This is a genomic window from Flavobacterium panici, assembly GCF_024499525.1.
Lineage (GTDB): Bacteria > Bacteroidota > Bacteroidia > Flavobacteriales > Flavobacteriaceae > Flavobacterium > Flavobacterium panici.
Window position 1 is genome coordinate 1,049,368 of sequence record NZ_CP100437.1, and the last position, 21,184, is coordinate 1,070,551.

Consider the following 21,184-nt stretch of genomic DNA (forward strand, 5'->3'; position numbering starts at 1 on the left):
ATTTATTTCAACAATAACTCAATGAAAGTTATCTACCTAAAATATCTGGCAGATAACTTTCTTTATTTAGATATCATTCAATAAATAATTATAATTTTGAATACATCAAGTAATATTATGGATTTGAATTTTATAAATACACCTCAAAATATCTCCGATTCATCCGAAAAAGAACTTTATAAAATTTCTAATGATCAAGAAATAGCAATTGAAAAGAGCCGAATAGAGATTGAAAATGGATGTTTTCATAAAAATGAAGATGTGATTTCTGAAATGCGAGAATGGTTAAAAAAGAAATAGTTTGGTCTTCTTTGCTGTGGTAAATTAAATTCTAAAATTATATATGAAAAAAACTATCCTTTTTATTTTATTTCTAACAATAACAAATTCACATGCACAGCAAAATATCTTTGGTGTTCCACAGAATTCAGCAACTACTCAAAGCAAAATGGATATTGCAAAAAAATATACAGATCAAGCTTACATTGCTTACGCAGATGGAAATATTGAAAAGTCAAAATATTTTATTGATCAATCTCAAAAAGATGGATTTAAAAGCGGTGATTTTTATTATTTACTTGGTGCATATATGTACAGAACAAATGAATTAAAAGCAGCAAAACGTTATTGGAATATTGCTTATAAAGAAGGCGGATGTTGGGAATGTAAGGAATATTTGGAAAAATTAAAAAACAAAGAACCTTTAGAAAATATACTATTAGCAAATGCAAAAAATTATGTCGAAAAATTAAATGCAAAAAATTAACAATACCTAAGATATTATTTTTTGAAAGAAATAACTTTCTTTTTTGTTTGATTTTTTAAAACATTTTGTAAGTTTGTTCTGCAAAAAATACACTATAGGATTTATTTAGGAACTTTCTAATAAAAGTTAACATAAGCGAATCCCTTGTCATGATGTCCCTGAGGAAACAATGGGAAAACCTATCCCTATGGGGTATTTTTTGCACATCTAAAACGAGGGATTCGTGCGTTTAATATTTTCAGGTTTATGCAAAAAAAAGAAAATGAACAAACAAAAGAAACGGCTGTAATGACAGCAATGGCAAAATTCCTTTCAGACCTTTGGTTTGTAGATGATTTTAGAGATCAACCCGAATGTTTGTCCGAAATTTTCGAGACAATTCTGTTAACTGAAATGGGCGATGATCAAGATCTGAGAATCAGAATGATAAACTCCATTAGAACCAGTAAAATGCTGGCAGAAACGCTCGGATCTTTTTCTGATACGGAAATTAACAATGCCTGCAGAAAAATCATGAATGCATAATACCACACAAAAACAAATTTAATCCTCATTTTTAAATTAATACAAATTCAAGAAAAAATGTGCCGTTAGGCACATATCATTGGTAGAAATATAAATACGAAATAAATCCAGCGTGCCATAGGTACGCATGATATTGATGCGTACCTACGGCACGCTAACGAATTTCAAAATTTAATTAGCTGCCAATGATATGTGCCTAACGGCACATTTTTCCTTGATTCTCATTATTAAAAACAAGAACTTAGCAAAAAATATAATAATGAAAATCACCAAACCAAGATTAGCCTTAATCTGCGGTATACTCTGCATTTCGATTTTTCCTATATTGGTTAAATTACGTTTAACGCCAGGATTAATTTCGGCTTTTTACCGAATGTTTTTTGCAGTCGTTTTGCTTTTGCCTTATGTTGTTTTAAGTAAAAACTTTAAACTTCCGAGTTTGAAATTTGCTCTTTTGGCAATGCTTTGCGGAGTTTTATTTTCTTCGGATGTTGCGGTTTGGAATATTGCCATTCAGGATTCGAGTGCAACTCAGGCTTCTTTGTTAACTAATTTATCTCCGGTTTGGGTTGGAATTGGTTCCTTTTTATTTCTGAAATCAAAACCAGCAACAAACTTTTGGATTGGAACAATTGTTTCTTTATTCGGAATGGTGACTTTGGTTGGGTTTGAATTTTTTATTGATCTCAATTTCAATCAGGCATTTCTGTTTGCCGTTTTATCCGGAATCTTGTATTCGATTTATCTTTTGATTAGCAAAAATGTACTTTCTCAAGTCGATGTTTTATCCTTTATGACCATTAGTTTATTGGCTTCGAGCATTTATCTGGGAATTCTTTGTTATTCATTAAATGAACCTTTTACAGGATTTTCCAATACAGGCTGGTTTGTACTGATTCTTCAAGCTGTAATTTGTCAATTGTGCGCCTGGCTTTCGATAAGTTATGCCACGCAGCACATGCGCGCGACACGAGTTTCATTGAGTTTATTGAGTCAGGCTGTAATTACCTCTATTTTAGCTTGGTTATTTTTAGAAGAAAAAATAACTTTACAAATGGTTTTCGGCGGAATCGTTTTACTTTTCGGAATCCGAATTACATTTTACGATAAGACTATTTCTTTAAAGAGGTTGTTTTCTAAATAATTTGGCCCGCTGATTTTACGGATTAAACCGGTTTACGCTGATTTTTTTTAATTAACTTCTGAAAAGTTCTCCCGCAGATTTGGCAGATCAGGCAGATAAAATCATTTTAATCTTCTTAATCTGTGGCAAAAAAATTAGTGGAAATTAGTGCAATTCGTGGCTAAAAACCTGAAACAAAAAAAAACCTGAAACAAAAATATATGTTACATAAAAGCAAAATACCAAACTTAAAAGTAATCGCATTTGATGCCGATGATACTTTATTTGTAAACGAGCCTTATTTTCAGGAAACAGAACACAAGTTTTGCGCTTTGATGGAAGATTATCTTTCGCATCAGGGCATTTCACAGGAATTATTTAAAATCGAAATTGCAAATTTACCTTTATACGGTTACGGAATTAAAGGTTATATTCTTTCGATGATCGAAGCGGCGATGAACATTTCAAACAATACAATTCCGGTTGAAGTGATCGAAAAGATAATTCAATACGGAAAAGAACTGCTTGAAAAACCAATTGAGCTTCTTGACGGAATCGAAGAAACACTGCAGGCTTTACACGGAAAATATAAATTGGTAGTTGCTACAAAAGGCGATTTAAAAGATCAGCACAGCAAATTGCATCGTTCTGGTTTGGGTCATTATTTTCACCATATCGAAGTTATGTCAGACAAACAGGAAATCGATTACGAGAAACTACTTGGGCGTTTAGATATTCAGGCACATGAATTTTTGATGATCGGAAATTCATTAAAATCAGATATACTGCCAGTTTTAGAAATTGGCGGTTATGCCGTTCATATTCCGTTTCATACCACTTGGGAACACGAAAAAATAAACCATAAAGTTGAACATGAACATTTTAGTTCATTCGAAAAGATTACAGAAGTAGTCCATAATTTAATAAAATGAAAACACTTTTAGACTTAGAAAACTGGAACAGAAAAGAGCATTTTGCACATTTTAAACAAATGGAAGAGCCGTTTTTTGGTGCAACTGTCGAAATTGACTGCACCAAAGCGTATCAAACTGCCAAAGAACTTAAGGTTTCCTTTTTCCTTTTCTACTTGCATAAAACACTGGTTGGTGTAAATGCGATCGAAAATTTCAGATACAGAATTGCCGATGACAAAATATATATTAATGACCGTATCGATGTTTCGGCAACAATTGGCCGAGAAGACGGCACTTTCGGATTTTCATTAATTGAATACAATCCTGATTTTAAAATCTTCGAGAAAAATGCCCTTGAAGAAATCGAACGCATTCAAAATACAACCGGACTTTTTACCAGATCTTTTGATGATGATAATGTGATTCATTTTTCGGCAATACCGTGGTTGAATTTCACCTCACTTTCGCACGCCAGGAGTTATACATTTCCAGACAGCTGCCCTAAAGTTTCCTTTGGTAAAATGATAACATCTGAGACCGGAAAACGCACCATTGCAATGTCTGTTCATGTACATCATGGTTTAATGGACGGCTTACACGTAGGTCAATTTGTAGATTTGCTTCAGGATCAGATGAATAAAAAATAATCCTTATCTTACTTTTTGTCTTATTTTAATACTTTAAAACCTTTTATTGGAATAGCTAAGCAGTATTAAATTCGTTGGTTTGGGGAAAATTTTAAAACTCAAATTACAATGAAAAAATCTGTAATTATTCTCGCATTTGCTTTAGGCTTAACAGGCGTAAATGCACAAACAGAAACAAATTCTTCGAACAATTACAATAAGTGGTCTATAGAATTTGCTGGTGGTGTAAACAAGCCTCAAAAACCATTTTCTGACGGTTACTTTACAAGTACCCCAAGTCCATGGGTTGGTGATTTAGGAGTACGTTACATGTTCAATAACAAATTTGGTTTGAAAGCTGATTTTGGTTATAACAGCTTCAAAGGTAAAAGCAACTCTTTAGATTTTGATTCAAAATACTACAGAGTAGATTTACAAGCTGTTGCGAACTTAGGGCGTATCATGAATTTTGAAACATGGACTAACACTATTGGTTTATTAGGACATGCTGGTTTTGGTTATTCTCAATTGAGAAATGACAATTTTAGAGGAGCAGACGAAATGGGTAACTTTATTGCTGGTGTAACTGGTCAAATAAAATTATCAAACAGACTTGCTTTAACCGGAGATTTCTCTACAATCTTTAACGCATCTCAGGATCGTTCTTTTGACGGAGCTTATCTTCCTGAAAACAGAGGTTACTCTGGATTAATTTTCAACGGTACAGTTGGATTAACTGTTTATTTAGGTAAAAACACTAAACATGCTGACTGGACTGTAGTTTCTGAAAATGTTGATCTTTCTGCGTATGACAACAAAATCGCTGATCTTGAAAACAGAATCAAAAACATGCCGGAAAAACAGGTTATCGTAGAAAAACCGGTTACAAACAATGTTGTTAATGACAGAGATGTTGTTAAAGATTTGATTAATGACAAGTATTACAGTGTATACTTTGATTTCAACAAAGCAACTCCTATTGAAAATTCAACTGCTGCAATTGATGTTGTTTTATCTTACTTAAGAAAAAACCCTTCAGCGTCTCTTGATATTATCGGATATGCTGACCAAGTTGGAAAAGCAGACTACAATGAGAAATTATCAAATGCAAGAGCAGAAAACGTGAAAAAGATTCTAACTCAAGCTGGAATTGCTTCTTCAAGATTAAATGTTGTTGCTGCAGGATCCGATACTTCAATCCAAAAAGATTCAGATGAAGCTAGAAGATTAGCTAGAAGAGTAACTTTTAAAGTAAAATAATTCCTTTAAAAAGTAATGAATTCAAAAGCCCGAAAGTTAATTCTTTCGGGCTTTTTTGTTTTTTATTGTGTCAAAATATCTATTCCGCTTTCTATTCATAAATTATAATCACAATTATTTGATTAAATTTGGAATAATATTTGCCCGTAAAAACCCATGAAAAAACTTGTACTTTTTTTGCTTTTACTTTCTAAATCAGTATTGTTAAGCCAGACAGTATTGAATTCATTTCCGTTAAACTTAAACAACCCTCTGGAAGATGGTCAGATTTTAAATATTGAAGATGTAAAAACGCATAATATTTATGTTTTTGCCGCCGATGATAAAAAGGTCAACATTTTAAAATATAACAAATCACTATTTCTCACCAATCAATTTACGGATTCTATAAAAAGTGTAGAAAAGAGATCCCTAATTGGCTGCAGCATTAATGAAGATGGTAATCCCCTGCTTTATTGGAGTTCTCAGAATTTAAGAAATATCAGAATCGTTAAATATTTTTTGGAAACAAAAACTTCGCGATCTTTAAATTTCGATTTCCCGGAAGGAAATGAATATATTATAACGAGTTTTCAAAAAAATAATAATTTTTATGTTCTGGCCAAAGAAAAAAGCCAGCAGCATCTTCTGCTTTATGAATTTAAAAACGGAAACTGTGAAATAAAAATGTTTGACTTTTCAGGTTTTAAATTTCAAACCGAAAAAGGACAAAACTTAACTTTTAATTCTCTTATTCGATATTATCCCATTCAAAAAATGGAGTTAAATGATTTTAATCCTCTTGATAAAGCTTCAAGCATAAACAAAATGTATGTTCTCGACGATCATATCATTTTGACATTTGACTATAGTTTTCAAAAAACACAGGTTTTCGATCTTAACATAAAAACACTTGAAATTACAGAGAAAAATTTTAATCAGCCCGTTTCTCTTAAAACATCTAAAACTTCCAATTCCTTTTATAATCAAAACAAACTCTACCAAATTAAGGCCAACAGCGACGAGTTTTTATTTGATATAAAAGATTTCGAGTCAGGAAAAGTGATTAAAAACATTTCGGTTTCAAAAAATGATACTATCCGTTTTAAAAACTCGCCTTTGTTTCTTCAAACAAATAATAATAAACCTCAGGAATTAAAAACTACGGCTAAATTCCTGAAACAATTAGCAGACTTAAGCGTTGGAGTTTCTGTTTTAGAAAACAGAAAAAACAGTTATTTGACATTTGGAGGTTATGTAGAATATATTGTTTCGAATTTTGAATACGGGCAAAATGATTTTTATGATGGCGGAAACTCCTATTATTCACAAAACAAAATGGTTTTCTTTGATGCTGTACTGAACGAAAACAATGATTTTTTGACTGCAGTAAAATCAGAACCTCTGGCAATTGATAACATTTTCTATTATTTAAGTACAAATAAAAATGTATTGCTTCAAAACATTATAAAATTAAAAGACTACTCCATTTTGAGCTATTATGATGATACTCAAAAGCAATTTATAATTCGTAAATTCACAGATGGTTTTATAAGAGAAGACAACGGAAACCCAATTATGAACAAGTCTATATTCTCGAAACCGGCATCTTTTGGGCAAATCAAAACCCATTAAATTTATAAATAATTAACCCAAATGTCTCAATGTTTTAGAGGTTTGAAAAAATGGTTTGGAATATTTTAGTTAATTTTACAAAAAAGACATCATTATGCTATCAAAAAATATTGAAACAGCTTTAAATAAGCAGATCCGCATAGAAGCAGAATCTTCGCAAACTTATCTTTCTATGGCTTGTTGGGCTGAAGTACACGGATTAGAAGGAATCTCTCAATTTATGTACACACAATCAGATGAAGAGCGTGCACATATGCTTAAATTAGTAAAATATGTGAACGAACGCGGAGGACATGCTCTTATCACAGATCTAAAAGCACCTAAAATAACCTATTCTACTTTTAAAGAAATGTTTGAGGAGCTTTATAATCATGAAATTTTTGTTTCGCAATCTATCAACGAATTAGTACACATAACTTTTGAAGAAAAAGATTATGCAACACATAATTTCTTACAATGGTATGTTTCTGAACAAATCGAAGAAGAAGCTACAGCTAAATCTATTTTAGATAAAATCAATTTGATTGGTGAAGATAAAGGCGGACTTTATTTGTTTGACCGTGATATTCAGCAATTAACAGTTACAAGTTCGATTGCCATCAACCCAAAATAAAAAAGTTAAAGTTTATTTAGAACACTTAAAAATAACTTTTTTCTTTTATATTTGTCTCTGTTTTTAATAATACAGAGGAAATTGGGCAAGAAAGAGAAAGATAAGGACAAGAAAAAGGATAAAAAGAAAAAAAAGAACGCTGTTATCCTTGATAAAATCAAGAAGATTGAAAACTGTAAATCTTCTTGTTGTGAGAAATATAAAAAGAGTGAAAAGAAACGCTGCTCACGCTGTCCTATGTTTGATTTATTCAAAAAAACTGCTTAACGAAATATAGAAAACCCACCAGGAAATCTGGTGGGTTTTTAATTTTAATTATATTCGTCTTCTGATTTTAAAAAAGTCGCTATTGCATTATGAAAAACCAAATCATTATACCAAAATCAAGTCTTGATTTTTTATATCAACTGAAACAAAACAACAACAAACCCTGGTTTGAAGAGAATAAACCAAAGTATTTAATCGAATTAAATCACATTGAAACTTTTGCAGAAGCACTTCTACAAGAACTTTCAAAAACAGATGTTCTAGAAACTCAATCTGGAAAGAGAAGCGTTTATAGAATTTATCGCGACATTCGTTTCTCTAAAGATAAAACGCCATTTAAAGCTTATTGGGGCGGAAGTTATAAAAGAGCCACAAGCGCACGCCGAGGCGGATATTATTTTCATATCGAAAAAGGAAACACTTCATTAATCGGTGGTTTTTGGGGACCAAATGCTGCTGATCTAAAACGTATAAGAAGTGAGTTTGCCCACGATCCTGAAACATTCCAAAAAATATTAAACTCAAAATCTTTTAAAAGCACTTTTGGAGTTCTGCAAGGCGAACAGCTTAAAACAGCACCAAAAGGTTTTGACAAAGATCACGAAGCCATAGATTTACTTCGTTTCAAACAATATTTAATCATCAAACGATTTACAGATGAGGAAGTTTTGAGTCCACAGTTTTTAGAACATGCTTTAGAAACTTTCAAAAATATGAGACCCTTTTTCGATTATATGAGTGAAGTCCTTTCGACAGATATAAATGGAGCTTCGGTTTTATAAATTTCAACACAAAAGTTAAACCCGACAGGTTTTTAAAAACCTTTCGGGTTTGTTGTAAAGACAAGTTAGGAATAAACCTGTCGGGTTTCGTGGCGTTTAATGAGAGATTATTTAAGCAGTAAAATCTCGTTTACAACAACTTCGGTAACATATCTTTTTTCTCCATTTTTGTCATCGTAACTTCTGTGCGTTAACTTTCCGTCAACTGCGACTTCTTTTCCCTTCACTACAAATTTCTCAATGATTTCGGCAGTTTTTCCCCAGGCTGTAACTCGGTGCCATTCGGTTTGTTCTACTTTTTCGCCTTTATCATTTTTGTAAATCTCGTTTGTTGCGATACTCAAATGAGCCAGTTTTCTTCCGTTTTCTAATGTTCTAATTTCAGGATCTTGTCCTACGTTACCAATAAGTTGTACTCTGTTTTTCATTGCATTCATGGCGTATACTATTTAAATGTTTCTATAAAAATTCGCTGATTAATTTCAACGAGGCAAAAGTGCGGTCGTTCTCCTGAAATATTCGGTTGCAAACTATTTACTTTCGGTTGTAAATATTTGTAAGCGTTTGTAAATGGAAGTTATTTTTGCTATATTTGAGAGAAATCGTACATATATGCAGAAAGAAATTAAAAAAGTTGAGTTACGAAACCTTGCGTTTGAAGATTACAAACAATTGAAAAATTCAATGGTTGAATCGTATCCAGAAATGGCGAACTCCTACTGGAGATCAAATGATATAAAAAAACTACTCTCAATATTTCCCGAAGGACAATTGGTAATCTTAGTCGACGGCGTTGTTGTAGGCTCGGCATTATCGCTTATTGTCGATGAAAAATTAGTCGATAAACGACACAATTACAGACAAATTGTTGGTGATTATTCTTTCTCCACCCATAATCCTGACGGAGAAATTTTATACGGAATTGATGTTTTTATTCATCCCAACTATCGCGGCCTGCGTTTGGGCCGACGTCTTTATGATGCCAGAAAAGAACTTTGCGAACAATTAAACTTAAAAGCTATTGTTTTTGCAGGCAGAATCCCGAACTACAATCAATATTCTAAAAAATTTTCTCCTAGAACTTATATTGAAAAAGTAAAAGACAAAGAACTTCATGATCCTGTTCTATCTTTTCAGTTAAGTAATGATTTTCATGTTCTCCGCATCATCAAAAATTATTTGGAAGGAGACGAAGAATCAAAAGAGTTTGCAGTTCTTCTGGAATGGAACAACGTTTATTATGATGAAAGTCCGAAATTGATTAATTCTGAAAAAAGTATTATTCGATTGGGACTAATTCAATGGCAGATGCGTCAGCTTAATAATGTTGAAGCTCTTTTTGAACAGGCCGAATTTTTCATTGATGTCGTTTCCGGTTATGGAAGTGATTTTGCACTATTCCCGGAACTTTTTATCGCTCCTTTAATGGCCGATTACAATCATTTATCTGAAGCGGAAGCAATTCGGGAATTGGCAAGACATTCAGATCCTATTCGAAAACGTTTCCAGGAATTTGCTATTTCATACAACATCAACATTATTACCGGAAGTATGCCACATCTCGAGAATGGTATTTTATACAATGTTGGCTTTTTATGTAAAAGAGACGGAACTTCTGAAATGTATTCTAAAATACATATAACGCCAAATGAAGTGCATCATTGGGGAATGAAAGGCGGATCTGAGTTTAAAACTTATGACACAGATTGCGGTAAAATTGGAATTTTAATTTGCTATGATGTCGAATTCCCTGAACTTTCAAGATTACTGGCCGATGAAGGAATGAATATTCTTTTTGTTCCATTTTTAACCGATACCCAAAATGCTTATACACGAGTTAAGCATTGTTCACAGGCGCGCGCAATTGAAAATGAATGTTACGTTGCCATTGCCGGCTGCGTTGGAAATCTTCCGAAGGTAAATAATATGGACATTCAATATGCACAGGCTTCGGTTTTTACACCTTCTGATTTTGCTTTTCCAAGTAACGGAATCAAAGCAGAAGCAACCCCAAATACTGAAATGACACTTATCGTTGACGTTGATTTAAATTTATTAAAACATCTTCATGAACATGGAAGTGTGCGAATTTTAAAAGACAGACGAACAGATTTATATCAAATTAATAAATTGTAATCGATGAGAACATGTCTTGAATGCTCGGAAAAACTTGTAGGCCGGGAAGATAAAAAGTTTTGTTCAGACAACTGTCGAAATGCCTACAACAATAAAATAAATAAAGACAGCAACAATTTCATGCGAAATGTAAACAACAAATTACGAAAAAATTACCGTATTTTGTCAGAGCTGAATGTTGACGGAAAATCAAAAGCAACTAGGGATAAAATGATTAATAAAGGTTTTGATTTTGATTTCTTTACTAATATCTTGCAAACCAAAACAGGAAATACCTACTATTTCTTGTATGACCAAGGATATAGGTCTTTGGACAATGATTATTATATGCTTGTTAAAAAAGAAATTTAGTTATTCATCATGAGAAAAAACCCCACCTCGATTCTGGCAGTTGTCTTAATTCTAGCCATTTTAGGTATCATTTATGCCACAATGATGCCGCAATACATTTCAAAAAATGATGAAGCTCTGGCTGATTTTTCGACGGAACGAGCTTTAAACCAAGTTGAAATTATTGCGCAAAAACCGCATTATGTGGGTTCGACAAATCATGAATTGGTAGCCAATTATCTTAAACTGGAGCTAAACAGAATTGGATTAGAAACAAGTGTTCAGGAAGGTTTTACTCTAAACGATAAAGGGCTTTTAGTCAAATCTAAAAATATTCTTGCAAGAATTAAAGGAACAAATAGTTCAAAAGCACTTTTATTACTTTCTCATTATGACAGTGCACCGCATTCTTTTTCAAAAGGCGCAAGCGACGATGCCTCTGGAGTTGCTACAATTCTGGAAGGAATCAGAGCTTTTTTATATGCTAAAGAACCTCAAAAAAATGACATCATTATTCTCTTTTCAGATGCTGAAGAATTAGGTTTAAACGGAGCTGCCCTTTTTGTAAACAAACATCCGTGGGCAAAAGATGTAGGTCTGGTTTTAAACTTCGAAGCAAGAGGAACTTCCGGGCCAAGTTATATGCTGATGGAAACCAACAAAGGAAACCAGGCACTTGTAAAGGAATTTACAAAAGCAAAAGCATCTTATCCGGTATCAAACTCATTGATGTACAGTATTTATAAAATGCTTCCAAATGATACCGACTTAACCGTTTTTAGAGAACAGGGAAATATCCAGGGATTTAATTTCGCTTTTATCGACGGACATTACAATTATCACACACAGCAGGACGATGTTCAGCATTTAAATAAAATGACTTTGGCACATCAAGGTTCTTATTTGATGCCATTATTACGATACTTCGCAAATGCTGATTTAAACCAAACGGCTTCAACAGAAGATTATGTTTATTTCAGCGCTCCTTTTTCTTTCATCAGTTATCCGTTTTCCTGGGTAATGCCAATGACTTTAATCGCTTTTGGTCTATTAGTACTTTTCATGTTTATCGGAAAAGCCAAAAGAATGATTACTTTAAGAGAAATATTTAAAGGATTTGTTCCGCTTTTAGGATCTTTAATTATTGCTGGTTTAGTGACCTTTTTAGGATGGAAAATTATTTTAGAAATCTATCCGCAGTATTCCGATCTCTTAAACGGATTTACATATAACGGCCACGCTTATATTGGTGCATTTGTAACCTTAAGCATTGCCATTTGTTTCGCTTTTTACCATCATTTTTCTGATGCAAAAATTACGATGAACCACTTTGTAGCGCCTTTGCTGCTTTGGATTATTATAAACGCATTTTTAGCAAACAGTTTAACCGGAGCCGGATTTTTAATTATTCCGGTTTATTTCGGAATTCTTTTATTCGGAATTTTTGTTTTTACACAGCATTACAGTTTAGGTGTAAATTTAATTTTCAGTATTCCGGCTTTAGCCATTATTGCACCGTTTATTGTAATGTTCCCAATTGGTTTAGGATTAAAAATACTTTTTGGAAGTGCTGTTTTAACCGTTCTTCTCTTCGGATTATTACTGCCAATATTCAATACTTTTGCTAAAAAAGGCGCATGGATTATGGTTTTCTTTGCAGCGTCGATTGGATTTTTTATCTACGCAGGATATCATTCTGGATACGAACACGGAAAAGCAAAATCAAACAGCTTACTTTACGTTTATAATGCTAATACAAACTCAGCACTTTGGGCAACTTATGATGTAAACCTGGACGACTGGACGAAATCCTATTTAGGTCAAAAAAACCAAAAAGCGGTAGGCTTAAACAGTCTTCCTATTGCAAGTAAATACAATTCTGCTTTTACATACAGCGCCATTGCTCCGGTTGTGGATATTCCAAAACCTACTATTTCTTTCTTAAAAGATAGTGTTGTGGGTAATAACAGATACATCAAAATCCAGATAACTCCAAATAGAAAAGTAAACCGTTACGATATCTACGCCAATCCAAAAATGACGTTTTACAACTTTAAAGCAAACGGCGTTTCAACTTCTGGCGAAAAAACAAATCGTTTAGAACGCGACGGAATGCGTGTTATCTGCTATTATGTTATAGGCAACGAACCGCTGGTGATGGATTTCTACATCAATAAATCGTCTATTTTTGATATGGATTTAATTGAAAGTTCATTCGACTTAATGACAAATCCTTTATTGAAAGTGAAACCAAGAAGCGACTGGATGATGCCAACGCCATTTGTTTTAAATGATGCCATTATGGTTCAGCAGAAAATTAAAAGATATACTGCTCCTGTAAATCCGCCGGTACAGCCCGCGCCTGTTCAGGATAGTACTGTAATCGCAAAAGACAGTTTAATAAAACCAGTTATAAAACCTGAATAAACCATAAAAACCATTTACTATGGCTACAAATGTTTCTACAATATTTTTAAGTGCGCCAATAGAAAAAGTCTGGAATGCATTGACAAAACCAGAATTGGTCAAACAATGGCAATACGGAAGTGATTTAATTACCGATTGGAAAGTTGGAAATGAAATCAGGTTCAGGAATGAATGGGAAGATCAGGTTTTTGAACAATGGGGAACAGTTTTAGAAGTTTCTCCAAATCAAAAAATAAAATATTCATTGTTTTTCCCGAGACCCGAACTAGAAGACAAACCCGAAAATTATTTTATAATGAGTTATGTTTTATCTGAAGAAAATCAAAAAGTAAAACTCGAAATAATTCAGGAAGACAATCGTCCGGGAGCAGTTCAGGAAGAACCTCAAGGTGAAGAAAATCCAATTCTACAGGCTCTTAAAACTGTAGTCGAAGCTTAAAATTAGGTTCAAAGAGACAGAGTAACAAAGGCGCAAAGGTTTCTCAACATATCTATAAAAACAAAAAGCACTATTTTCATAGTGCTTTTTTAGGCATGTTGAGAAACCTTTGCGCCTTTGTACCTTTGCACCTTTGAACCTTTGTCAATTTTAACACGCACATTCAATTTTTAAACCTGTTTTAATTCCTTTTGTGCCTTCTGTTGCATATCCGTCAAACTTCCACCACTCGATTCCGCCAATTAGCTCTTTTACTTTAAATCCTAATTTTGTCATATTCAAAGCACCTTTAGTCGAAGCATTACAGCCAATTCCATCGCAATACGTAACATACAAAATATCTTTATCTAAATGCTTTGTTGTTTCTGCTGTCATTTCGCGATGCGGAATATTAATCGCACCCGGAATATGTTCTGCTTCAAATCCAAAAGCCTTTCTGGCATCGAGCGCCATTACTTTTTCACCACTATTTAAAGCATCAAATAAATCAGACGGATCCATTTCGAATGCTAGTTTATGCTCATAAAATTTAATTTGCTCTTCCATGTCAATGTAGTTTTAATGATTTTGTTTTTTCAAAAGTAGCAGCTCATATAGTGCCATAAAAACGAAAAGAATTCATGAACCGCATTAGTTTTTTTCATGCAAAAGCCAGTCTAAAATTTTGTTCCTTTGTATATAAATCTCAAAAAATGGAAATACGCCACCTAAAATTGATAAAAGCAATTGTTGAAGAAGGAAGCATTACAAAAGCTATTGACAAACTTCATTTGACACAATCGGCTTTGAGTCATCAGCTCAAAGAAGCAGAATATCAATTGGGTACGGCCATTTTTTTAAGAACCAATAAAAAACTTGTGCTCACAAAAGCAGGCGAAAAAATCTATGATTTGGCTAATGAAATTCTGGATAAACTTTCGCAGGCTCAAACACAGATCAAACAAATGGTTTATGGTGAATATGGTGAAATCAGAATCAGCACCGAATGTTTCTCCAGTTATCACTGGCTTCCGCCGGTTTTAAAACAGTTTCATCTTTTATACCCAAATGTAGAGCTGAAAATTATAACCGAAGCAACTCATATTCCGCTGCAAAAACTTTTAGAAAACACGATTGACATTGCCATTGTAAGCGATACAATAAAAGACAATCATATAAAATATACTGAGCTATTTCAGGATGAAGTCGTAATGGCCGTTTCTGAAAATCATCCGTGGGCAGATAAAAAGTATGTTGTTGCCGAGGATTTTATCAATGAACATTTAATTATTCATTCCCTTCCGATGGAAACGGTTACGATTCATCAGTTTGTTTTGGCTCCAGCCAAAATAACGCCGAAAAAGGTAACCCCGCTTCCGTTAACAGAAGCATCTCTTGAAATGGTAAAAGCCGATATGGGCGTTATGTCGATGGCAAAATGGGCATTACAGCCACATTTAAAGAATAATCCAATTAAAGCGGTAAAAGTGGGTAAAAACGGCTTAAAACGAAAACATTTCATAGCGACGAGAGCAAACGAAACCTACCCGGATTATTTTCAACATTTTATTAATTTTCTCCAAAACGAAATTAACCTGCAATGGAATATACAATAAGAAATTGCGAAGTAGCCGATTTACCTAAACTGGTTATTCTTTGCCAAAAACATGCTGAATTCGAGAAAGCTGATTTTTCTCCGGAAGGAAAACAAGAAAAATTAAAAGAAGCTATTTTCAGCAAAAACCCAAAACTGTTCTGTTTGGTCGTAGCTGTAAAAGAAACAATTGTGGGTTATGTTTCCTATACTTTTGATTATTCAACCTGGGACGCCGCCACTTTTATGTACATGGATTGTTTGTTTCTGGAAGAAGAGGCCCGCAGTTTCGGAATTGGAGAAGTTTTAATTGAAAAGCTAAAAGAAATTGGAACAAAAAATAACTGCATCAACATTCAATGGCAGACTCCTGAATTTAATACTAGAGCTATTAAATTTTACAATAGAATTGGTGCAAAAGGAAAAAACAAAGTTAGATTTACGCTAAATTTGATTTAATCTCGCAAAGTCGCAAAGACGCAAAATTTTTTATTTATCGCCACAGATTAAAAGGATTTTAAAATCTGCTCAAATCTGCAGAATCTGCGAGAAACAAAAACCTTTGAACCTTTGAACCTTTGTATCTTTGCCCCTTTGAACCTCAAAAAAGAAATGAAACAAATAAGTATATTAGGCTGCGGCTGGCTCGGACTACCTTTAGCAAAAAAATTAATCGAAAAAGGAAATTCGGTAAACGGATCAACAACTTCAGAAAACAAACTTTCTATTTTAAAAGATGCCGGAATAAATCCATTTCTTGTCATCTTGAGCGAAGTCGAAGGAATACTTGAAAGCGAAAGTGTATCTGAAAATATTACTGATTTTTTAGCCGAAAGCGAAATCCTGATTATTGATATTCCGCCAAAATTGCGAGCTGTTTCATCAGAGTCTAACAAGGTTTTTGTTCAGAAAATCGAAAACCTAATTCCGTTTATAGAGAAATCTGGGATTTCGAAAGTCCTTTTTGTGAGTTCAACTTCGGTTTATGGAGATGAAAACGAATTGATTACAGAAGAAACAATACCAAATCCCGAAACAGAAAGTGGAAAACAATTGGTTGTAGCAGAAGTAATTCTTCAAAAAAATCAAAATTTCGAAACCACAATCCTGCGTTTCGGCGGATTAATCGGCGAAGACCGACATCCCGTAAAGTTTTTAGCAGGAAAAGAAAACCTTGAAAATCCCGATGCTCCAATAAATTTAATTCATCAAAATGACTGTATCGCAATTATTGAAGAAATCATAAACCAATCAAAATGGAATGAAGTTTTCAACGCCGCTGCGCCTTTTCATCCAAGTAGAGAGGAATATTACACTCAAAAAGCAAAAGAACAAAACTTAGTTTTACCAAAATTCAGTTCTGAAAAATCAAACATCAAAAAGATTATCTCAAGCAAGAAAATTGAAACCTTTTTAAATTATCAATTTAAGCTGAAGGATTATTAAACTGAAATGTCAGGCTGAGCGAAGTCGAAGCCCTTTTGTTTGCATAAACCTTCGACTTCGCTCAGGGTGACAATAGTGTAAACTTTGTGAGCTTAGTTAAACAATAAAAACTTAAATTACTTACATAACTTATATGGTTTAAAAAAAACTTTGCGAACTTTGCGAAACCTTCGCGTCTTTGCGGTAAAAAAACTCAGTAGTAAAATATGGAAACAGTTTATGTTAATTCACCTTTAGGAATCACCAAGATAGTTGGAGATGAAGATGGTATTGCAATAATCTCCGTTTCTGATGTTGGAACAAACGAAGTTTCAAAGAAAATACCAAAAGTTTTAAAAGACGCCGTTTCGCAGCTTGAGGAATATTTCGAAGGAAAAAGAACTGATTTCGATTTAAAACTAAATCCACAAGGAACAGAATTTCAACAAAAAGTCTGGAAAGCATTACTGGAAATTCCGTATGGAAAAACAGTAAGTTACATGGATCAAACCAAAAAACTGGGCGATATAAAAGCAATTCGTGCAGTAGCATCTGCAAATGGTAAAAATCCGCTTTGGATTGTCGTTCCCTGCCACAGAGTTATCGGTACAAATGGTTCATTAACCGGTTATGCCGGAGGATTGTCCCGCAAAAAATGGCTGCTTGAACACGAAAGTCCTTCTGCACAACAGAGTTTATTCTAAAAAGTGTTAGCCACGAATTTCACTAATTTTCACGAATTTTTTTCTTTATTATGACTCAAAAAACCTCTTTATTTAAAGAAAATTCATTCAATTAATAAATTCGTGCCCGAAAAAAATTCAAATTATTGTACATTTATCTCCACAAAGAATTAGTGAAAATTCGTGAAATTCGTGGCAAAAAAATATGATTGAAAAAATAAACCTTAATAACATTCTCTTTCTTGATATAGAAACCGTTCCGGAGGAAGAAAACTTCAATTCTCTTGACGAAGAAATGAAGTCTCTTTGGGATTTAAAAACGCAGTATCAGCGAAAAGACGATTATACACCGGAAGAATTTTACGATCGTGCCGGAATTTGGGCAGAATTCGGAAAGATAATCTGTATTTCGGTTGGTTATTTTACAATCAAAGGCGACGTTAGAAATTTCAGAGTAACTTCCTTTTTTGGAGAAGAAAAAAAGATTCTGAAAGACTTTAATAATCTGCTGAACAATCATTTCAATCAGCCGCAGCATCTTTTATGCGGACATAACGCAAAGGAATTTGATATTCCGTTTATTGCGCGCCGAATGATCATAAATCAAATCGCAATTCCCGACAAACTGAATTTATTCGGTAAAAAACCTTGGGAAATTGCACATCTTGATACTTTAGAATTATGGAAGTTTGGCGATTATAAGCATTTTACTTCTTTAAAGCTTTTGACCAAGATTCTTGGAGTTCCATCGCCAAAAGGCGATATTGATGGAAGTCAGGTCGCACACGTTTATTATGTCGAAAAAGACATAGACCGAATTATAACATATTGTGAAAAAGATACAATCGCCGTAGCGCAGATTTTCCTTCGTTTACGCCGTGAGGATTTATTGATTGATGATGAAATTATTCATGTGTGATTTTTGAGTGACAAAGGTGCAAAGGTTCAGAGGGACAAAGTTTTACCTAAATGAGCTTATATTTCTAAGGTCTAGAGGCACAGAACAAAATTAAATGAACTTATATAACTTATATGGTTTAATAAATTTTTAAAAGATGACACATTCGGAAATTTCACATCATCGTCTTGTTTCGCAGAAGTTGTATAAAACAGACAAATGTTCTCCACAAGAAATTGTGCATCATTTTGGAGCGATGCAAGCGCAGGATTATGCAATGGCAAAATGGGCGATTGGTTCCCGTTGTGATGCATCTGAAAAAGAAATTGAAGAAGACATTAATTCAGGAAAAATAATTCGAACTCATATTTTACGGCCAACCTGGCACTTTGTTTCTCCAGAAGACATTTACTGGATGTTAGATCTTGCCGGGCCTCAAGTAAAAAGAATGACTATATCCGGAGCTAAAAAATTTGGTTTTGATGCAAAAAAACTGGATCAGGCTAATAATGCTATCGAAAAACTATTGTCTGGAAACAATCATTTGACCCGGGATGAAATTATGCAGGAACTTGGCATTAAAAGAACTTCAAAAGAAGATTTTCTAAGTGCTGCAATTATGATGCATGCAGAACAAGATGGTTTGGTTTGCAACGGCAGAATGAAAGGCAAAAAAATCACATACGCCTTGCTTGAAGAACGAGTTCAAAAACCTAAAACACAATTAACAAAAGAAGAAGGTTTGGCAAAACTAGCTAAACGCTATTTTGAAAGTCACGGCCCAGCAACTTTGCTAGATTTTTCGTGGTGGTCTGGTTTTCCACCTACTATCTGTCAAAAAATTATTGATGCAATTAAGTTGCAATTAGAGTTTTTTGAAATTGATAATAAAAATTATTACTTTGTAAATCAAAACATTGAAAAGGTTAACTTCAAGGAAAGCATTCACTTTCTTCCAGCTTTTGATGAGATTTTGATTTCGTATAAAACTAGAGAAGCTTCTTTTTTATCAGAACATCAAACTAGAGTTTTTACCAATAATGGCATCTTTAAACCCATAATTCTTGAAAATGGAAAAGTCATCGGAATATGGAAACGGACTTTCAAAAAAGATCACGCCAAAATCGAAACGGAGTTTTTTAATGAAACTGAAAACTCGAAAAAAGAAATTCTATTTGAAGGAATTAAAGCTTTTGAAAACTACTTAGAAACTAAAATTGTTATTGAATAATTTGAAATTTCACTAAAAGTCTGCACTTTCTTAGAAATACTTCTCCTTTCGAGAATAAAATCTTTGTGCATATTCTGCCTAAATAATTACATTTACAAAAAAATAGCATTATGGTATTAAGTAGATTTTGGTTAGTTATTTTTATTTCTTCGATTGTTTTTATTGTAGTCAGTTTATTTACTGCCAATACTTATACGATTGATTCTGTTTTAAATGGAAAGAAAGATGATCCTGTTTTAGTTTCTGAAAAATACATTCATGAACTTCCGGCTTTCATTAAAGACAGTATAAAAAAAGCACCGGATCAAACCATGATTATCAATCGTGATACGCTTAATACCGACACGACTTATGTTTATAAAAGCAAAACTGTAAAAATATACAGCGGTCTTCAAAAGTCTGATGGTTTACTGCCAACTTGTAAAAGCACTTTAGTTGATTTAATTCTGCCGCTTATTGCTTATTTGGCTTTCTTCTGCGGATTAATGGAACTTTTAATCGTTTCGGGAGCTTCTGGAAATCTGGCAAAACTATTAAGTCCAGTTTTTGTAAAAGTGTTTCCAAGTATTCCTAAAAACCATCCTTCAATATCCTACATGACTTTGAACTTTGCTGCTAATTTCCTCGGATTAGATTCGGCTGCAACACCATTTGGATTGAAAGCCATGGAAAGTTTACAGGAAATAAATCCCGATAAAGACAAAGCGAGTGACGCCCAAATTATGTTTATGTGTCTTCATGCTTCGGGTTTAACTTTAATCGCAACTTCGATTATTGGATATCGCGCCGCAGCAAATGCAAGTAATCCTGCCGATGTTATGCTGCCATGTATCATTACTTCTTTTATCGGAACTATTGCTGCGTTTTTAATTGTTGGAATTAAGCAAAAAATCAATTTCAAAAGTGCTTCTCTTCTTATCGTCTTAATGGGATTAATCGCCGCCATTGTTGGTTTGTTGATGTATGTTAATCATTTGGACTTAATTGGAAAAAACTATTTTACTTCTAACCTTTCGGGATTAATTTTAATTGCCATTATTGCTTTTACTTTGATATTCTCTTTCAAAAACGAAAAGAAATTCAGCGAGGCAAACACAACTGTTTTCGACACTTTTGTTGTTGGTGCAAATAATGGTGTTAAAACCGGAGTAACTATTTTCCCTTATGTATTGGGAATGCTGGTTGCTATTTCTTTATTCAGAAACAGCGGTTTATTTGAAATTATCAGCGATGGAATTGCTTTTGTTTTCTCAAATATGGGAGTAAGCAAAGAAATTACGAATGCGTTGCCAGTTGCTATGCTTCGTCCGTTTAGTTCTGCTGGTTCCCGCGGATTCTTAATCGATTCGATGAATACTTTTGGTGCCGATTCGTTAACGGCGAGACTGAGCAGTATTTTTCAATGCAGCGCCGAAAGTACTTTTTATGTAATTGCAGTTTATTTTGGTTCGGTTAATATCAAAAATACCCGTTATGCTTTAGGCACTATGCTTTTAGTGGATCTTATTTGTGTAATTACGGCAATTTTTGTGGCGACTTGGTTTTTTTAAAT

24 protein-coding genes are annotated in these 21,184 nt (G+C 33.6%); 22 read left to right on the forward strand and 2 right to left on the reverse strand.

What is annotated here, in order from left to right; all coding sequences use genetic code 11:
- Window positions 1-96: 96 nt before the first annotated feature.
- The 11 genes from NLJ00_RS04750 (at window position 97) to NLJ00_RS04800 (ending at window position 8,490) form a co-directional block, all read left to right on the forward strand.
- Window positions 97-300, forward strand: coding sequence for a hypothetical protein (locus tag NLJ00_RS04750; RefSeq protein WP_256636413.1), 204 nt, complete (start codon window positions 97-99; stop codon window positions 298-300).
- Between the two features lie 43 nt (window positions 301-343).
- Window positions 344-766 (forward strand): hypothetical protein, encoded by a 423-nt coding sequence (locus tag NLJ00_RS04755; RefSeq protein WP_256636414.1) that lies wholly within the window; start codon window positions 344-346, stop codon window positions 764-766.
- A 246-nt stretch (window positions 767-1,012) separates the two neighbouring features.
- Complete coding sequence (locus tag NLJ00_RS04760) at window positions 1,013-1,291, forward strand: hypothetical protein (protein ID WP_256636415.1); 279 nt, start codon at window positions 1,013-1,015, stop codon at window positions 1,289-1,291.
- 259 nt (window positions 1,292-1,550) lie between these two features.
- Window positions 1,551-2,435: a DMT family transporter gene (locus NLJ00_RS04765; RefSeq protein ID WP_256636416.1), complete on the forward strand. Its 885-nt coding sequence runs from the start codon at window positions 1,551-1,553 to the stop codon at window positions 2,433-2,435.
- Between the two features lie 200 nt (window positions 2,436-2,635).
- A complete protein-coding gene (locus NLJ00_RS04770) occupies window positions 2,636-3,346 on the forward strand; it encodes an HAD family hydrolase (RefSeq protein WP_180856122.1) in 711 nt (236 codons plus the stop codon).
- Window positions 3,343-3,975 carry a chloramphenicol acetyltransferase gene (locus tag NLJ00_RS04775; RefSeq protein WP_256636417.1) on the forward strand — a complete coding sequence of 211 codons (633 nt, stop codon included), beginning with the start codon at window positions 3,343-3,345 and terminating at the stop codon, window positions 3,973-3,975. Before NLJ00_RS04770 ends, NLJ00_RS04775 begins: the two co-directional genes overlap by 4 nt.
- A gap of 108 nt (window positions 3,976-4,083) precedes the next feature.
- On the forward strand, window positions 4,084-5,214 hold the full coding sequence (locus NLJ00_RS04780) for an OmpA family protein (RefSeq protein ID WP_180856125.1): 1,131 nt from the start codon (window positions 4,084-4,086) through the stop codon (window positions 5,212-5,214).
- Between the two features lie 156 nt (window positions 5,215-5,370).
- Window positions 5,371-6,828 (forward strand): hypothetical protein, encoded by a 1,458-nt coding sequence (locus NLJ00_RS04785; protein WP_256636418.1) that lies wholly within the window; start codon window positions 5,371-5,373, stop codon window positions 6,826-6,828.
- A 94-nt stretch (window positions 6,829-6,922) separates the two neighbouring features.
- Window positions 6,923-7,441, forward strand: a complete 519-nt coding sequence (locus tag NLJ00_RS04790; RefSeq protein ID WP_053473090.1) for a ferritin — start codon at window positions 6,923-6,925, stop codon at window positions 7,439-7,441.
- An 81-nt stretch (window positions 7,442-7,522) separates the two neighbouring features.
- Window positions 7,523-7,708, forward strand: a complete 186-nt coding sequence (locus NLJ00_RS04795; protein WP_053473091.1) for a hypothetical protein — start codon at window positions 7,523-7,525, stop codon at window positions 7,706-7,708.
- Between the two features lie 89 nt (window positions 7,709-7,797).
- Window positions 7,798-8,490: a DUF2461 domain-containing protein gene (locus NLJ00_RS04800; RefSeq protein WP_256636419.1), complete on the forward strand. Its 693-nt coding sequence runs from the start codon at window positions 7,798-7,800 to the stop codon at window positions 8,488-8,490.
- Between the two features lie 107 nt (window positions 8,491-8,597).
- Here the strand turns inward: NLJ00_RS04800 and NLJ00_RS04805 are convergent, their stop codons facing one another.
- The gene (locus NLJ00_RS04805; protein ID WP_154785089.1) at window positions 8,598-8,927 is read right to left on the reverse strand and encodes a single-stranded DNA-binding protein; all 330 of its coding nucleotides are present in this window, start codon (window positions 8,925-8,927) and stop codon (window positions 8,598-8,600) included.
- Between the two features lie 175 nt (window positions 8,928-9,102).
- On the opposite strand from NLJ00_RS04805, the gene NLJ00_RS04810 reads away from it, so the two are divergent.
- The 4 genes from NLJ00_RS04810 to NLJ00_RS04825 are packed head-to-tail and all read left to right on the forward strand — an operon-like array spanning window position 9,103 to window position 13,822.
- Window positions 9,103-10,626 carry a carbon-nitrogen hydrolase family protein gene (locus NLJ00_RS04810; RefSeq protein WP_053473171.1) on the forward strand — a complete coding sequence of 508 codons (1,524 nt, stop codon included), beginning with the start codon at window positions 9,103-9,105 and terminating at the stop codon, window positions 10,624-10,626.
- Between the two features lie 3 nt (window positions 10,627-10,629).
- On the forward strand, window positions 10,630-10,977 hold the full coding sequence (locus NLJ00_RS04815) for a hypothetical protein (RefSeq protein WP_256636420.1): 348 nt from the start codon (window positions 10,630-10,632) through the stop codon (window positions 10,975-10,977).
- A 9-nt stretch (window positions 10,978-10,986) separates the two neighbouring features.
- Window positions 10,987-13,383, forward strand: coding sequence for a M28 family peptidase (locus tag NLJ00_RS04820; protein ID WP_256636421.1), 2,397 nt, complete (start codon window positions 10,987-10,989; stop codon window positions 13,381-13,383).
- A 19-nt stretch (window positions 13,384-13,402) separates the two neighbouring features.
- A complete protein-coding gene (locus NLJ00_RS04825) occupies window positions 13,403-13,822 on the forward strand; it encodes an SRPBCC family protein (protein WP_256636422.1) in 420 nt (139 codons plus the stop codon).
- A gap of 150 nt (window positions 13,823-13,972) precedes the next feature.
- Here the strand turns inward: NLJ00_RS04825 and NLJ00_RS04830 are convergent, their stop codons facing one another.
- Window positions 13,973-14,368 carry a rhodanese-like domain-containing protein gene (locus NLJ00_RS04830; RefSeq protein WP_256636423.1) on the reverse strand — a complete coding sequence of 132 codons (396 nt, stop codon included), beginning with the start codon at window positions 14,366-14,368 and terminating at the stop codon, window positions 13,973-13,975.
- A 146-nt stretch (window positions 14,369-14,514) separates the two neighbouring features.
- Between NLJ00_RS04830 and NLJ00_RS04835 the strand changes: the two genes are divergently transcribed.
- The 7 genes from NLJ00_RS04835 to NLJ00_RS04865 all read left to right on the forward strand — a co-directional run bounded on the left by NLJ00_RS04835 (window position 14,515) and on the right by NLJ00_RS04865 (window position 21,182).
- Window positions 14,515-15,417 carry a LysR family transcriptional regulator gene (locus NLJ00_RS04835; protein WP_256636424.1) on the forward strand — a complete coding sequence of 301 codons (903 nt, stop codon included), beginning with the start codon at window positions 14,515-14,517 and terminating at the stop codon, window positions 15,415-15,417.
- A complete protein-coding gene (locus tag NLJ00_RS04840) occupies window positions 15,402-15,854 on the forward strand; it encodes a GNAT family N-acetyltransferase (RefSeq protein ID WP_256636425.1) in 453 nt (150 codons plus the stop codon). Before NLJ00_RS04835 ends, NLJ00_RS04840 begins: the two co-directional genes overlap by 16 nt.
- Window positions 15,855-16,007: 153 nt before the next feature.
- Window positions 16,008-16,841 carry an NAD-dependent epimerase/dehydratase family protein gene (locus tag NLJ00_RS04845; protein WP_256636426.1) on the forward strand — a complete coding sequence of 278 codons (834 nt, stop codon included), beginning with the start codon at window positions 16,008-16,010 and terminating at the stop codon, window positions 16,839-16,841.
- Between the two features lie 206 nt (window positions 16,842-17,047).
- Window positions 17,048-17,524 (forward strand): methylated-DNA--[protein]-cysteine S-methyltransferase, encoded by a 477-nt coding sequence (locus tag NLJ00_RS04850; protein WP_180856138.1) that lies wholly within the window; start codon window positions 17,048-17,050, stop codon window positions 17,522-17,524.
- Window positions 17,525-17,708: 184 nt separating this feature from the next.
- Complete coding sequence (locus tag NLJ00_RS04855) at window positions 17,709-18,422, forward strand: 3'-5' exonuclease (RefSeq protein ID WP_256636427.1); 714 nt, start codon at window positions 17,709-17,711, stop codon at window positions 18,420-18,422.
- Between the two features lie 136 nt (window positions 18,423-18,558).
- Window positions 18,559-19,632, forward strand: a complete 1,074-nt coding sequence (locus NLJ00_RS04860; RefSeq protein ID WP_256636428.1) for a winged helix DNA-binding domain-containing protein — start codon at window positions 18,559-18,561, stop codon at window positions 19,630-19,632.
- A 110-nt stretch (window positions 19,633-19,742) separates the two neighbouring features.
- The gene (locus NLJ00_RS04865) at window positions 19,743-21,182 is read left to right on the forward strand and encodes a nucleoside recognition domain-containing protein (protein WP_256636429.1); all 1,440 of its coding nucleotides are present in this window, start codon (window positions 19,743-19,745) and stop codon (window positions 21,180-21,182) included.
- Window positions 21,183-21,184 lie beyond the last annotated feature (2 nt).

Bases quoted from the DNA above. Each gene is read 5' to 3' on its own strand.
- NLJ00_RS04840 (WP_256636425.1), top strand. From the start codon at position 15,402: ATGGAATATACAATAAGAAATTGCGAAGTAGCCGATTTACCTAAACTG.
- NLJ00_RS04830 (WP_256636423.1), bottom strand. From the start codon at position 14,368: ATGGAAGAGCAAATTAAATTTTATGAGCATAAACTAGCATTCGAAATG.
- NLJ00_RS04780 (WP_180856125.1), top strand. From the start codon at position 4,084: ATGAAAAAATCTGTAATTATTCTCGCATTTGCTTTAGGCTTAACAGGC.
- NLJ00_RS04755 (WP_256636414.1), top strand. From the start codon at position 344: ATGAAAAAAACTATCCTTTTTATTTTATTTCTAACAATAACAAATTCA.
- NLJ00_RS04765 (WP_256636416.1), top strand. From the start codon at position 1,551: ATGAAAATCACCAAACCAAGATTAGCCTTAATCTGCGGTATACTCTGC.
- NLJ00_RS04860 (WP_256636428.1), top strand. From the start codon at position 18,559: ATGACACATTCGGAAATTTCACATCATCGTCTTGTTTCGCAGAAGTTG.
- NLJ00_RS04855 (WP_256636427.1), top strand. From the start codon at position 17,709: ATGATTGAAAAAATAAACCTTAATAACATTCTCTTTCTTGATATAGAA.
- NLJ00_RS04790 (WP_053473090.1), top strand. From the start codon at position 6,923: ATGCTATCAAAAAATATTGAAACAGCTTTAAATAAGCAGATCCGCATA.
- NLJ00_RS04825 (WP_256636422.1), top strand. From the start codon at position 13,403: ATGGCTACAAATGTTTCTACAATATTTTTAAGTGCGCCAATAGAAAAA.
- NLJ00_RS04810 (WP_053473171.1), top strand. From the start codon at position 9,103: ATGCAGAAAGAAATTAAAAAAGTTGAGTTACGAAACCTTGCGTTTGAA.
- NLJ00_RS04850 (WP_180856138.1), top strand. From the start codon at position 17,048: ATGGAAACAGTTTATGTTAATTCACCTTTAGGAATCACCAAGATAGTT.
- NLJ00_RS04805 (WP_154785089.1), bottom strand. From the start codon at position 8,927: ATGAATGCAATGAAAAACAGAGTACAACTTATTGGTAACGTAGGACAA.
- NLJ00_RS04835 (WP_256636424.1), top strand. From the start codon at position 14,515: ATGGAAATACGCCACCTAAAATTGATAAAAGCAATTGTTGAAGAAGGA.
- NLJ00_RS04820 (WP_256636421.1), top strand. From the start codon at position 10,987: ATGAGAAAAAACCCCACCTCGATTCTGGCAGTTGTCTTAATTCTAGCC.
- NLJ00_RS04760 (WP_256636415.1), top strand. From the start codon at position 1,013: ATGCAAAAAAAAGAAAATGAACAAACAAAAGAAACGGCTGTAATGACA.
- NLJ00_RS04800 (WP_256636419.1), top strand. From the start codon at position 7,798: ATGAAAAACCAAATCATTATACCAAAATCAAGTCTTGATTTTTTATAT.
- NLJ00_RS04770 (WP_180856122.1), top strand. From the start codon at position 2,636: ATGTTACATAAAAGCAAAATACCAAACTTAAAAGTAATCGCATTTGAT.
- NLJ00_RS04785 (WP_256636418.1), top strand. From the start codon at position 5,371: ATGAAAAAACTTGTACTTTTTTTGCTTTTACTTTCTAAATCAGTATTG.
- NLJ00_RS04865 (WP_256636429.1), top strand. From the start codon at position 19,743: ATGGTATTAAGTAGATTTTGGTTAGTTATTTTTATTTCTTCGATTGTT.
- NLJ00_RS04775 (WP_256636417.1), top strand. From the start codon at position 3,343: ATGAAAACACTTTTAGACTTAGAAAACTGGAACAGAAAAGAGCATTTT.
- NLJ00_RS04845 (WP_256636426.1), top strand. From the start codon at position 16,008: ATGAAACAAATAAGTATATTAGGCTGCGGCTGGCTCGGACTACCTTTA.
- NLJ00_RS04815 (WP_256636420.1), top strand. From the start codon at position 10,630: ATGAGAACATGTCTTGAATGCTCGGAAAAACTTGTAGGCCGGGAAGAT.